General features: G+C 68.9%; 13 protein-coding genes. 12 read left to right on the top strand and 1 reads right to left on the bottom strand.

Annotation, left to right across the window (positions count from 1 at the left end; translation table 11 throughout):
- The 10 genes from V7E09_RS11045 to moaC form a co-directional block, all read left to right on the top strand.
- A partial coding sequence (locus tag V7E09_RS11045) for a nitrate reductase subunit alpha (RefSeq protein WP_324523388.1) occupies positions 1-3,491 on the top strand: 3,491 nt, incomplete at its 5' end.
- Entirely contained in the window at positions 3,491-5,065 is a 1,575-nt protein-coding gene (gene narH, locus V7E09_RS11050) for a nitrate reductase subunit beta (protein ID WP_324510651.1), read from the top strand. The genes V7E09_RS11045 and narH, both read left to right, overlap by 1 nt.
- The gene (narJ, locus tag V7E09_RS11055) at positions 5,062-5,727 is read left to right on the top strand and encodes a nitrate reductase molybdenum cofactor assembly chaperone (RefSeq protein WP_324510652.1); all 666 of its coding nucleotides are present in this window, start codon (positions 5,062-5,064) and stop codon (positions 5,725-5,727) included. The genes narH and narJ overlap by 4 nt, the downstream gene beginning before the upstream one ends.
- A gap of 1 nt (position 5,728) precedes the next feature.
- Positions 5,729-6,487: a respiratory nitrate reductase subunit gamma gene (gene narI / locus V7E09_RS11060; protein ID WP_324510653.1), complete on the top strand. Its 759-nt coding sequence runs from the start codon at positions 5,729-5,731 to the stop codon at positions 6,485-6,487.
- Positions 6,488-6,533: 46 nt separating this feature from the next.
- Entirely contained in the window at positions 6,534-7,874 is a 1,341-nt protein-coding gene (locus V7E09_RS11065) for an MFS transporter (protein ID WP_324523389.1), read from the top strand.
- A complete protein-coding gene (locus V7E09_RS11070) occupies positions 7,868-9,259 on the top strand; it encodes an MFS transporter (protein WP_442956878.1) in 1,392 nt (463 codons plus the stop codon). The genes V7E09_RS11065 and V7E09_RS11070 overlap by 7 nt, the downstream gene beginning before the upstream one ends.
- A 7-nt stretch (positions 9,260-9,266) precedes the next feature.
- Positions 9,267-9,692, top strand: a complete 426-nt coding sequence (locus tag V7E09_RS11075) for a molybdenum cofactor biosynthesis protein MoaE (RefSeq protein ID WP_324510656.1) — start codon at positions 9,267-9,269, stop codon at positions 9,690-9,692.
- Positions 9,683-10,441 (top strand): HesA/MoeB/ThiF family protein, encoded by a 759-nt coding sequence (locus V7E09_RS11080; RefSeq protein ID WP_324510657.1) that lies wholly within the window; start codon positions 9,683-9,685, stop codon positions 10,439-10,441. The genes V7E09_RS11075 and V7E09_RS11080 overlap by 10 nt, the downstream gene beginning before the upstream one ends.
- Positions 10,441-11,643, top strand: coding sequence for a molybdopterin molybdotransferase MoeA (locus V7E09_RS11085; RefSeq protein ID WP_324523390.1), 1,203 nt, complete (start codon positions 10,441-10,443; stop codon positions 11,641-11,643). Before V7E09_RS11080 ends, V7E09_RS11085 begins: the two co-directional genes overlap by 1 nt.
- A 5-nt stretch (positions 11,644-11,648) precedes the next feature.
- Positions 11,649-12,113: a cyclic pyranopterin monophosphate synthase MoaC gene (moaC, locus tag V7E09_RS11090; RefSeq protein WP_324510659.1), complete on the top strand. Its 465-nt coding sequence runs from the start codon at positions 11,649-11,651 to the stop codon at positions 12,111-12,113.
- Here moaC and V7E09_RS11095 read toward each other — a convergent pair.
- The gene (locus V7E09_RS11095) at positions 12,110-12,628 is read right to left on the bottom strand and encodes a MogA/MoaB family molybdenum cofactor biosynthesis protein (protein WP_324510660.1); all 519 of its coding nucleotides are present in this window, start codon (positions 12,626-12,628) and stop codon (positions 12,110-12,112) included. The two genes, moaC and V7E09_RS11095, sit on opposite strands and share 4 nt — an antisense overlap.
- Positions 12,629-12,689: 61 nt before the next feature.
- On the opposite strand from V7E09_RS11095, the gene V7E09_RS11100 reads away from it, so the two are divergent.
- Entirely contained in the window at positions 12,690-13,097 is a 408-nt protein-coding gene (locus V7E09_RS11100; protein WP_324510661.1) for a TOBE domain-containing protein, read from the top strand.
- Positions 13,094-13,437, top strand: a 344-nt coding sequence (locus V7E09_RS11105) for a substrate-binding domain-containing protein (protein WP_324523391.1), incomplete at its 3' end; no start/stop codon positions are given. The genes V7E09_RS11100 and V7E09_RS11105, both read left to right, overlap by 4 nt.

Here is a 13,437-nt window from a genome sequence, read left to right on the forward strand (position 1 = left end):
TCAAGGACGGCATCATCACCTGGGAGTCGCAGCAGACCGACTACCCCACCACGGGGCCCGACCGGCCCGAGTACGAGCCTCGCGGCTGCCCGCGCGGGGCCTCCTTCTCCTGGTACACCTACTCCCCCACGCGCGTGCGCTACCCGTACGGCCGCGGCGTCCTGCTGGAGATGTACCGCGAAGCCAAGAAGCGCCTCGGCGACCCGGTCGCGGCCTTCCACGAGATCAGCACCGACCAGACCAAGCGGCGCCGCTACCAGCAGGCCCGCGGCAAGGGCGGCCTCGTGCGCATCTCCTGGGACGAGGCCCTCGAGATCGCCGCCGCGAGCTACGTCAACACCATCAAGAACTACGGCCCCGACCGCTGCGTCTCGTTCTCCCCGATCCCGGCGATGAGCATGGTCAGCCACGCCATCGGGACCCGCTTCACGCACCTCATCGGGGGTGCCATGACCAGCTTCTACGACTGGTACGCCGACCTGCCCGTCGCCAGCCCGCAGGTCTTCGGGGACCAGACCGACGTTCCCGAATCCGGCGACTGGTGGGATGCGACCTACCTGATGATGTGGGGCTCCAACGTCCCCCTGACCCGGACGCCCGACGCGCACTGGATGGCCGAGGTCCGCTACCGCGGCACCAAGGTGATCACGGTCAGCCCCGACTACGCCGACAACGTCAAGTTCGCCGACGAATGGCTGCCCGCCCAGGCCGGCACCGACGCCGCCCTCGCGATGGCGATGGGGCACGTCATCCTCAAGGAGAACTTCGTCGACAAGAAGGTCGACTACTTCGACTCCTACGTCAAGCAGTACACCGACCTGGGCATGCTGATCACGCTCGTCGACCACCCGGACGGCCACGGCCTCACCGCGGGCAAGTTCGTCACCGCGGCCGACCTGCCGCAGCACGCCGGACTCACCGACGCCGCCTTCAAGACGGTGATGTGGGACCAGGCCACCGGCGCCCCCGCCGTCCCCAACGGCTCGATGGGCTTCCGCTACGCCGAGGACGGCGCCGGCAAGTGGAACCTCGATCTGGGCGCCATCGAACCGGCGCTGACCTTCCTCGGCGACGCCGACGCCCAGGGCGTCGAGGTCGCGCTGCCCTGCTTCGAGGACCCCCGCGGCGAAGGCTCCATCGTGCGTCGCGGCGTCCCGGCCCGGAGGATCGGCGACACCCTGGTGACCACCGTGTTCGACCTCATGCTCGCCCAGTACGGCGTCGGGCGCGACGGCCTGCCCGGCACGTGGGCTCGGGACTACGACGACGTGGACTCCCCCTACACACCCGCCTGGCAGGCCGAGATCACGTCGGTCCCGGCCGAGGCGTGCATCCGCACCGCCCGCCAGTTCGCCCAGAACTCCGAGGAGTCGAAGGGCCGCACGATGATCATCATCGGCGCGGGCATCTGTCACTGGTTCCACGCGGACGTCACCTATCGCGCGATCATCGCCTTGCTGATGATGACCGGCTGCATCGGCAAGAACGGCGGCGGCTGGGCGCACTACGTCGGGCAGGAGAAGTGCCGCCCGATGACCGGCTGGTTCAACATGGCGAACGCGACCGACTGGCAGCGTCCGCCGCGCACCATGATCGGAACCGCCTACTGGTACATGCACACCGACCAGTGGCGCACCGACGGGTTCTCCTCCGACCGGGTCACGTCCCCGCTCTCCACGGGCGCACTCGACGGCCTGCACACCGCCGACGCCCTCGCCCAGTCCAACCGCCTCGGCTGGATGCCGTTCTACCCGCAGTTCGACGTCAACCCGCTCGATCTGGCGGACGAGGCGAAAGCGGCCGTGGCCCGCGGCGAGGCGGAGAGCGTCCCGGCCTACGTCGCCGCGCAGGTGAAGAGCGGCGCCCTGAAGAGCGCGATGGAGGACATCGACGCCCCGCAGAACTGGCCGCGCACCATGATCTTGTGGCGCTCGAACCTGTTCGGCTCCTCCGCGAAGGGCAACGAGTACTTCCTCAAGCACCTCCTCGGCACCCACAACAACCTGATGCCGAACCAGCACGGGGCGGACGAACGCCCCGAGCACGTCGCCTGGCATGAGGAGGCGCCCGAGGGGAAGCTCGATCTGCTCATGACGGCCGACTTCCGCATGACCAGTTCGACGCTGCTGTCCGACATCGTCTTCCCTGCCGCGACCTGGTACGAGAAGCACGACCTGTCCAGCACCGACATGCACCCGTATGTGCATTCGTTCTCCCCGGCGATCGATCCCCCGTGGGAGGCCAAGACCGACTACGAGCTGTTCACCGAACTGGCGCTGCGGCTGTCCCAGATGAGCAAGGGGCACCTCGACACCCGCTCCGATCTGGTCGCCGTCGCGCTGCAACACGACACCCCCGGCCAGATCAAGCAGCCCGGCGGGGTGGTGCGCGACTGGCTGGGCACCGACATCCCCGCCGTGCCCGGCCAGAACATGCCGGTGCTCTCGGTCGTGGAACGCGACTACACGGCGATCGCCGACAAGCTCGCCACGGTGGGGCCACTGGCCGAGAAGCTCGGTTTCACGGTGAAGAACATCACCTACGACGTCCAGCACGCCACCGCGAAGCTGGCCCAGTTGCACGGCGTGTTCCCCAGCGGTCCCGCCGCGGGACGCCCCGCCATCAACACCGATCAGCGCTTGGCCGAGGCGATCTTGATGTTTTCTGGCACCACCAACGGCGAGCTGGCCACCCAGGGCTTCCACGACCTGGAGCGCAAGACCGGCCGCACGCTCGCCGACCTGGCCGAGGGGTCGGAGGAGAAGCAGATCACCTTCGTGCAGACGCAGCAGGCCCCGCAGCCCGTCATCACCTCGCCGGAATGGTCGGGGTCCGAGACCGGCGGTCGGCGCTACGCCGCGTTCACCATCAACACCGAACGGCTCAAGCCCTGGCACACCCTGTCGGGTCGGATGCACTTCTTCCTCGACCACGACTGGATGATCGACGCGGGCGAACAGTTGCCGACGTTCCGGCCGCCGCTGGACATGACGAAGGCCTACGGCGAACCCGAGCTCGGACCTGCCGGGGAGAAGGCGATCACGCTCCGCTACCTGACGGTGCACAACAAGTGGTCGATCCACTCCGAGTACCAAGACAACCTGTTCATGCTGTCGCTGGGTCGCGGCGGCCCGCAGGCCTGGCTGAGCGTGGCGGACGCCGCGTCCATCGGCGTCGCCGACAACGACTGGATCGAGCTGACCAACGCCAACGGCGTGTTCGTGGCCCGCGCGGTCGTCACCTCGAAGCTGCCTGATGGCATCTGCTACGTGCAGCACGCCCAGGAACGCACGATCGACGTGCCCAAGTCGGAGGCCACCGGCAAGCGCGGCGGCATTCACAACTCGGTGACGCGCATCCTGCTCAAACCCACCCACCTGATCGGCGGCTACGCGCACCAGGCGTACGCCTTCAACTACATCGGCCCCACCGGCGTCCAGCGAGACATCGTCTCGACCGTGCGGCGTCGCTCCCAGGAGGTGCAGTACTGATGGCGAAGCAGCGTCGCGTCATGGCTCAGGTGTCCATGGTGATGAACCTCGACAAGTGCATCGGGTGCCACACCTGCTCGGTCACCTGCAAGCAGGCCTGGACGAACCGGGCGGGCATCGAGTACGTGTGGTTCAACAACGTCGAGACCCGTCCCGGGCAGGGCTATCCGCGCACCTACGAGGACCAGGACACCTGGCAGGGCGGCTGGGTGCGCACCAAGAGCGGCCGGCTCAAGCTCCGCTCCGGCGGCCGGTTCAAGAAGCTGCTCAGCATCTTCGCCTCCCCGGTGCAGCCCGGCATGGAGGACTACTACGAGCCGTGGACGTACGACTACGAGACCCTGATCACGGCCCCGCTCGGTGACGACTTCCCGGTCGCTCGGCCCAAATCCCTGGTCACCGGCAAGAACATGGCCATCGGCGCGTCGGCCAACTGGGACGACTCGCTGGGCGGCGTCGCCGCCACCGAGGCGGGCGACCCGATCTTGAAGAAGCTCCGCGAGGAGGCCAACCAGCAGATCAAGCTCGAGTACGAGAAGAGCTTCATGTTCTTCGTGCCGCGCATCTGCGAGCACTGCCTGAACCCCTCCTGCATGGCCTCCTGTCCCTCGGGCGCGATCTACAAGCGGTCCGAGGACGGCATCGTCCTGGTCGACCAGGACAAGTGCCGCGGCTGGCGGCAATGCATCACCGGCTGCCCGTACAAGAAGATCTACTTCAACCACCGCACCGGCAAGGCCGAGAAGTGCCACTTCTGCTACCCGCGCATCGAGGCGGGCATCCCCACCGTCTGCTCCGAAACGTGCGTGGGGCGCCTGCGCTACCTCGGCATCATCTTGTACGACCCTGACCAGGTCACCCGGGCGGCCTTGGCCGATGACCAGGACCTCTACCAGGCCCAGCTCGACCTGATGCTCGACCCGACCGACCCGGAGGTCATCGCGGACGCCCGGCGCAGCGGGATCCCCGAGGACTGGCTGGACGCGGCGGCGAAGTCTCCGGTGTACGCGCTGATCAAGCACTTCAAGGTGGCCCTGCCGCTGCACCCGGAGTACCGCACCATGCCCATGGTCTGGTACATCCCGCCGTTGTCGCCGGTCGTGGATCTGCTCAAAGACCAGGGCCATGACGCCGAGGCGGGGGGCAACCTGTTCGGAGCGATCGACGCCCTGCGCATCCCGCTGGAGTACCTGGCGGAACTGCTGAGCGCAGGCGACGTCGACGTGGTGCGCGACGTGCTCCAGAAGCTGGCGGCCATGCGCGCCTACATGCGTGACGTGACGCTGGGGCGTCCCCGGCAAGAGGATCTGCCCGCGGCCGTCGGGATGACCGGCGCCGCGATGGAGCAGATGTACCGGCTGCTCGCCATCGCCAAGTACAGCGATCGCTACGTCATCCCGACCGCGCACCGCGAGCAGGCCCACAACCTCGAGGAGATCGGCTGCTCGGTGGACTTCGACGACGATCCCAGCACGCGGGGCGTGTTCGGGGAGTCGTCGGGCCGCGTCGTCCCGGTCGCGGTGGAGTCCTTCGCGGCGGCCAAGGCGAGGCGCGAGGAGGCGGCACGAGGATGAGGCTCCCCGCTCCCCCCAGCAAGCGCCACCGCGTGATCTATGCGGCCGCGTCGGTGGTGCTGTCCTACCCGGACGAGAACGTCCTGGGCCAACTCCCGCTCGTCGAGCAGGCGCTCGCCGAGGTCGACGCCCTGGACGGGTTCGCCGCCACGCTCGCCCACCTGCGCTCGATGCCGGTGCTGGAGGTTCAGAGCTGGCACGTGCAGGAGTTCGACCTGTCACGCCGCCACGCCCTCCACCTGACCTACTGGACCGACGGCGACACCCGGCGACGCGGCGAAGTCCTCGCGGCGGTCAAGCAGACCTACCGCGATTCCGGGCTGCTGGTCGACCTCAACGGCGAACTGCCCGACTACCTGCCGATGGTCCTCGAGTTCGCCGCCCAGGGCGCCCCGGCCATCGGCGTCGCCCTGCTCAACACGTACCGGGCGTCGCTGGAACTGCTCCGGATCGGCCTGACCGAGGACGGGCTCCCGCAGGCCGGCGTCGTCGCCGCCCTCTGCGCGAGCCTGGGCGGCCCTTCCCCGCAGACCCGGGCCGAGGTGCAGCAGCTGCACGACAACCCGCCCACCGAGCTCGTCGGCCTGGACGGATTCCTGACTGCCACGCCGTCCCCGGCGCGCCGCCTGTCCCTGACGGACGCCACCAGGCAAGGAGACTGACATGGGCATCTTCGTGTGGGGCGTCCTGCCCTACGCCACCGCGCTGATCCTGGTGGGTGGCCTGATCTGGCGCTACCGCTATGACCAGTTCGGCTGGACGACGCGGTCCTCGCAGTTGTACGAGTCGCGGCTGCTCAAGATCGCCTCACCGCTGTTCCACTTCGCGCTGATCGCCGTGTTCCTGGGCCACGTCGTGGGCCTGCTCATCCCGAAGGCCCTCACCGACTGGGTCGGGCTGGACCAGCACATGTACCACCTGGGGGCGTTCTGGGGCGGTGGGCTGGCCGGCATCGGCCTGGTCCTCGGGCTGGGTCTGCTGATCTACCGGCGTCGCACCCAGACCGCGGTGTTTCGCGCCACGACCCGCAACGACAAGGTGATGTATCTCGCGCTCGCGCTCACCATCGGTCTCGGCATGGTCGCGACGCTGACCGGCGACAAGACCGCGACCGGCGAGGAGCACAACTACCGCGAGACGGTGTCGGTCTGGTTCCGCTCACTGTTCACCCTCCAACCGGACATCGAGGTGATGGGACACGCGACGTGGCAGTTCCAGGCCCACATCGTCATCGCGCTGCTGCTCATCGCGATGATCCCGTTCACGCGCCTCGTGCACGCCTTCTCGGCTCCCCTGCACTACCTGTTCCGTCCCTACATCGTCTACCGCTCACGCGACACCGACCCGCGCCAGTCCGCGACCCGTCGGGGCCGCGGCTGGGATCCGGTCGGCACCCGCGACAACGAGAAGTCGCGACGCTGAGCGCGAGGACGCCTCGCCCACCAACTCGCCCATGAGGAAGCCACGTATGTCCACCAGATTGATTGAGGTCGCCCCCGACCATCCCACCGCCCCGGGGTCAGTCCGCGTCATGGTCATGTCCACCATCGCGTTCACGTTGATGTTCGCGGTGTGGCTCATGTTCGGCATCCTGGGTGTCCCGATCCAGAAGGAGTTCGGGCTCACCGACGTGGAGCTGAGCTGGGTCTCCGCGGTCGCCGTGCTGAACGGCTCCATGTGGCGGCTCCCCGCGGGCATCATCGCCGACCGGATCGGCGGCCGGAAGGTCACGCTGTTCCTGCTCTTCGCCACCGCGATCCCGGCCTACCTGGTGAGCTTCGCCCAGGACTACACCTGGCTCCTCGTCCTCGCCTTCCTCGTCGGCTTCGCCGGCAACCTGTTCAGCGTCGGGGTGTCGTGGAACTCCGCCTGGTTCGGCCAAGACCGCAAGGGCCTGGCTTTGGGGGTGTTCGGGGCCGGCAACGTGGGGGCGTCCGTCACGAAGCTCATCGGGCCGGGCATCATCGCCGCCACCGCCGGCAGCTCCTACATCCTCGGCATCCAGGGGGGATGGCGGCTGATCCCGGTGCTGTACTCGGTGATGCTGGTGATCATCGGCCTGCTGACCTGGTTCATCGTCCCTCGCGTCGATCAGGCGCCCGGGGCGACGAAGCCGATCAGGGAGACGCTCCTCCCGCTGAAGCAGGTGCGCGTGTGGCGCTTCAGCCTCTACTACGTTGCCGTCTTCGGTGCCTATGTGGCCCTGTCGGCGTGGCTGCCGAAGTACTACGTCGACAACTTCCAGGTCGACCTGGCCACCGCCGGCCTGCTCACCGCCACGTTCATCTTCCCCGCGTCCCTGCTGCGCCCGCTTGGCGGCTGGATGAGCGACCGCTGGGGTGCCCGCAGCGTCATGTACCTGACGTTCGCCTTGATGCTGGTCACCAGCGGACTGTTGATGATGCCGAACGGGCACCTCACCATCGCCCACGCCGACCGCACCTTCACCAACCACCTCGCCTACCAGATGCATCTGCCCTGGTTCGTCGTGCTGGTGTTCCTGCTGGGCTGTGCCATGGGGGTCGGCAAGGCGGCGATCTACAAGCACATCCCCGAGTACTTCCCGGACAACGTGGGCTCGGTCGGCGGCCTGGTCGGCATGTTCGGCGGGCTGGGCGGGTTCTTCCTGCCGCCGTTGTTCGCCTACACCAAGCTCCTGTCGGGGTTCCCCACCTCCACCTTCTTCGTGATCTTCGTCCTCGTGGGCCTCTGCGCCGTCTGGATGCACGTCACGATCCACCGCATGATGACGCGGGCCACACCGGAGTCAGCCAGCCTCATCGAACCAGAATTGGAGACCGCATCGTGACCACCACACCCACGACCAAGGGGGACTGGCTGCTGGCCTGGGACCCCGAAGATGAGAAGACCTGGGACAAGAAGCTGGCCTGGAGCACGCTCACCGTCACCACGTTCACGCTGACGCTGTGCTTTGCCGCGTGGTTCCTGCCCAGCGCCATCGTGCCGAAGCTCAACGCCCTCGGCTTCGCATTCACCAAGGAACAGCTCTACTGGATGGCGGCCATGCCGGGCCTCTCCGGCGGGCTGTTGCGGCTGGTATGGATGGTGCTGCCGCCCAAGATCGGCACCCGCAAGATGGTGGCGCTGACCACGCTGCTGCTGCTCCTGCCCGTGGTCGGCTGGGGCTTCGAGGTCACCAACCCGGACGTGCCCTACTGGCGCCTGATGGCGCTGGCCTTCCTCGCCGGCATCGGCGGCGGCGCCTTCTCCGGGTTCATGCCCTCGACGTCCTACTTCTTCCCGAAGCGGCTCCAAGGCACGGTGCTCGGCATCCAAGCCGGCATCGGCAACTTCGGCGTCTCCTTGGTGCAGTTGCTCACCCCGTGGCTGATCGGTTTCGGCATGTTCGCCTTCCTCGGCTCGCAGCAGATGGCCGTCGCCGGCAAGGCACCCGTCACCGTCTGGTACCAGAACTCCGCGTTGGTCTATGTGCCGTTCATCATCGTCGGCGCGATCTGGGCCTACATCGTGTTGAAGTCGGTGCCGGTGAAGGCCAACATCAAGCAGCAGTTCGACATCTTCCGTAACCAGGACACCTGGTGGATGACGGTGCTCTACATCATGACGTTCGGCACCTTCTCCGGCCTGTCGGCCCAGTTCGGCTTGCTGATGGCCAACCTGTACGGCAGCGGCAACCCCCACATCGTCGAGGGTGCGGGCGCGACGGCCACACTGCTGGTCGAGGGGTACGCGCTACCCGACCCCGTCGCTTATGTCTTCCTCGGCCCCCTCATCGGGGCCGGCGCACGCGTCGCCTTCTCGCCGCTGACCGACAAGATGGGCGGCGCGATCTGGACGCTCGTCTCCGGCGTCGGCCTGTTCGGCTCGATTCTCTACACCATCCCCGCGCTGACCCCCGACACCTCCAGCGCCGCCGCCCTGCAGGGCGGATTCAACCAGTTCCTGGGTGGCATGCTCGCGATCTTCCTGTTCTCCGGTATCGGCAACGCGTCCACCTTCAAGCAGATGCCGATGATCTTCGAGCGTCGTCAGGCGGGCGGGGTGATCGGCTGGACCGGCGCCATCGCCGCGTTCGGACCGTTCCTGTTCGGGGTGGGCCTCACCCTCATGCCGCCGGCGACCTTCTACCTGATCGGCGCCGTATGGGCCATCGCGTGCATCGTCATCACCTGGTGGCGGTACGCCCGCCCGGGCGCCCCGCGGAAGAGCTGAGGTCATCGTGAGTGCCCTCCTGGACGCGTCGGGCATCACCGACGCCGACATCGACGCCGATGCGCTGACCAGCCTGGTGTCCGATGATCGCGCCGGGGCTGTGGTGACCTTCGCCGGGGTCGTGCGGAACCACGACCACGGCGCTGCCGTCACCGGCATCGAGTACGTCGGTCACCCCCTCGCCGCGGACATCCTGCGCTCGATCGTCGCCGCGGAGGCCTCCCGGACGGGGGTGCACGCCGTCGTCGCCCAGCACCGTGTCGGCTACCTCGGCATCGGAGGCATGGCGATCTTCGTGGCCGTCGCGGCGTCCCACCGGGGCGAAGCCTTCGAGGCTGCCTCGGACCTGATCGAGCGCGTCAAGCGGGAGCTCCCGATCTGGAAGAAGCAGTTCCTGGCCGACGGCAGTCACGAGTGGTCGCAATGCCCCTGAGCCCCGCGCAACGGCAGCGCTACCGCCGCAACATCGACGTCGTCGGGCTCGGGGAGGCCGGGCAGGAACGGCTCCTGGGCTCCCAGGTCCTGGTCATCGGGGCAGGCGGGCTCGGGTCGGCGGCGCTGCCCTACCTGGCTGCGGCGGGCGTCGGACGCATCGACATCGTCGATGGTGACGTGGTCGAACTGTCGAATATGCAGCGCCAGGTGCTGCACACCGACCTTGGACGCAACAAGGCCGAGTCTGCGGCCGAGCGTCTCCGGCTGCTCAACCCGGAGGTGCGCGTCCGGCCGCTGACCCACTTCCTGGACCGGGCACGCGCCGAGGAGCTGTTCCCGGACTACGACCTCGTGCTGGACTGCACCGACAACTTCGGCGCCAAGTTCATGATCTCGGACGCAGCCGCGGCCGTCGGGTCGGCGCTGGTGTGGGCGTCCGCCGTCGGCATGCAGGGACAGTGCTCGGTCTTCGGCGTCCCCGACGACGCGGGCACCCGGCTGTACCTGCGCGATCTCATCGTCACCGAGCCGGACGTCGGCGACTACCCGTTGGCGACCGACATCGGCGTCCTCGGCGCCATGGTGGGCCAGATCGGCGCGCTCCAGGCCACCGAGGCGATCAAGCTGCTGGCAGGCTTCGGCACCTCCCTCGTCGGCCGCGTGCTCGTCCTGGACGCCGCCCGTGCCCGCTGGTCGGAGTTGCCGCTGCGCCGCCCGCTGCCCCCAACACAGCCAGGAGTTCGCTGATGCTGAGCGTCGAGGAGTACTTGGGTCGCGTCCTGAGCCTGGCGTCCGTGCTGCCCGCCGAGGAGTGCCCGATCGGCACGGGGTTCGGGCGGGTGCTGGCCGCCGACCTCACCGCGCGGCTGCCCGTCCCCGCGTTCGACAACTCGGCGATGGACGGCTTTGCGGTGCGTGCGGCCGACACCGTCGGCGGTGCCCGGCTGCGGATCGTGGGCGATGTCCCCGCGGGCGCGGACAGCGCACCCCCTGTGGGCCGCGGCGAGGCGGTTCGCATCATGACCGGCGCACCGCTGCCTCGCGGGGCGGACGCGGTCGTGCCGGTCGAGGACACCGATCAGGAACCGGGCGACGTCCCGCTGTCGGCCGCGGTGAGCGTCCCTGCGACGCCCCCGGGCAAGCACGTCCGCTACCGCGGTGAGGACGTCACCCCTGGCCAGGCGACGTTGCGTCGCGGGCAACGCTGGACGCCCGCGGCCGCGGCGGCCGCCGCCTCGGTCGGCTACGGCACGGTCCCGCTGCATCGCCGCCCGTCCGTCGCCGTCGTGGCCACCGGATCCGAGCTCGTCCCCGCGGGGGGCACCCTCGGTTTCGGCCAGATCCCCGACTCCAACTCGGTGCTGGTGGCCGGTCTCGTGGAGCAGTTCGGCGGCGAGGTGATCAGCGCCGTCGCCGTCGCCGACGACGCGGACGCCTTCCGCCGCGCGCTCGCCGCGTCCGCCCGGGCGGACGTCGTCGTGACGACCGGCGGGGTGTCGGTGGGCGCCTTCGAGGTGGTGCGTCATGCCGTGGAGGCCGACATCGAGTTCGTCAAGGTCGCGATGCAGCCCGGGAAACCGCAGGCGTGCGGTCACCTACGTTCGGCTACCGGGGAGCCTCAGGCGCTCCTGGCGCTGCCCGGGAACCCGGTGAGCGTGTTCGTGTCAGCCTGGGCGTTCCTGCGTCCGCTGCTGGCCACCTTTCAGGGAGCGACCGCCGACGTGGCCAGGGGGCAGTACCGTGCGAGCGAGGGCTGGGCGACGCCGAAGGGGCGGACCCAGTACATGCCGGTCACCCTCAGCGGTGGCGAGGCGCGTCCGGCCCACCGGCTCGGTTCCGGGTCTCATCTGATCGCCTCGCTGCCGCTGGCCGAGGGCCTGGCCGTCGTCAACGCCTCGGTGGAGCAGGTCCGTGCAGGCGACATCCTCGACGTCATGGTGGTGAGGTGAGGTCCATGGAGTTCACGCATCTCGACGCACAGGGCCAGGCCCGCATGGTCGATGTCACCGGCAAGCAGCCGACCGTCCGCGCCGCGGGGGCTGAGGCGCGCGTGGCGTGCTCACCCGCGGTCATCGCGGCTCTGCGGGACGGCACCGTCCCCAAGGGCGACGTGCTGGCGGTGGCCAGGGTCGCGGGCATCGCGGCGGCCAAGAAGGTTCCCGATCTGCTCCCGCTCGCGCACGTGATCGGCGTCCACGGGGTGGTGCTGGACGTGGAGATCGACGACGGCGGGGTCTGGTTGCGCTCCGAGGTCCGCACCGCGGATCGCACGGGTGTGGAGATGGAGGCGCTCACCGCGGTGACCGTGGCGGCCCTCGCGGTCGTGGACATGGTCAAGGGCGTGGACCGCGACGTGGAGATCGTGAGCGCGCGCGTCACGTCCAAGTCGGGCGGGCGATCCGGCGACTGGGCGCGCTAGCGCGTCGGGGACGCGGGCCGGTTCAGGTCATGGTCGGCGCCGTCCAGTTGCTCGACGATGTGCACCAGCAGGGGCTCCAGGACGGCCAGCGCATCGCGCGCGCCGCCTCGTGAGCCGGGAGCGTTGAACACGAAGGCGGACCGCCCGGGTTCCCGGATCACTCCGGCGACCCCCCGGGACAAACAGGCCAGCGGCGTCGTGGCGGCGCCCGCCGCGCGGACGGCCTCCGCGATGCCGGGGAGTTCGTAGGCCAGGAGGGGGCGCGTCGCCTCGACGGTGACGTCCCGAGGGCTGACGCCCGTCCCGCCGGTGGTGAGCACGACGCGGGCGCCTGCGGCGACGGCCTCGGTGATCGCCGTGGCGATGACGGCCGCGTCATCGGGCACGATGCGGGCGGGTTCCACCTCGAACCCCAGCGCCGCGAGCCCGTCGCGCAGCACCGGACCGGAGCGGTCCTCGTAGATGTCGGCGGCGGCGCGATCCGAGCAGGTGATGACGGCGGCGAGGTAGCCCATGTCGTCATCGTAACCCGAAGAAGACCGCACATTCCGCAATTACTACTGATACCTTGTATTTATGTCGCAGATACGCATCTCCTCCGCGGCCACGCTCCTCGGTGTCAGCGACGACACCGTGCGGCGCTGGGTCGATGCCGGGAGGCTCACTTCGATCACTGACAGCAGTGGTCGCCATGCCGTGGACGGGGTCGAACTCGCCGCACTCGCCCAGGAACTCGCCGATGACACCCTCACCCAACTCGACTCCGGAGCGGGGGTGCGCTCGGCTCGCAATCACCTGACCGGCCTGGTCACCCGGGTCGTCTCCGACACCGTGATGAGCCAGGTCGAGCTCCAGTGCGGGCGCTACCGGATCGTGTCGCTGATCTCCACCGAGGCGGTCGTGGAACTCGGCCTCGCTCCCGGCTCCATTGCCACGGCCGTCATCAAGGCCACCAACGTCAGCCTCGAAAGGGAACGCCCATGAAACGACTCGCCCTGGTGGCGTTGACCCTCCTGCTGGCCGCCTGCGGGCAGCCCGGCGCCGCCCCCGCAAGCTCCCCCGCGTCGACCCCGGCGGGGACGCCCGCGATCGTGTTCGCGGCGGCGTCCCTGAACACGGTCTTCCCCAGCATCGCCGAGGCCACCTACTCCTTCGACGGCTCGTCCGGTCTCGTGGACCAGCTCCAGGGCGGGGCACCCGCCGACGTGTTCGCGTCCGCCGACAAGAAGAACATGGACCGCGCCGTCGCCGCGGGCCTCATCGACGGCGACCCGGCCATGTTCGCCACGAACTACCTGGTGCTCATCACGCCCGCCGACAACCC

This window comes from Propioniciclava sp. (assembly GCF_036744435.1).
Classification (GTDB): Bacteria; Actinomycetota; Actinomycetes; order Propionibacteriales; family Propionibacteriaceae; genus Propioniciclava.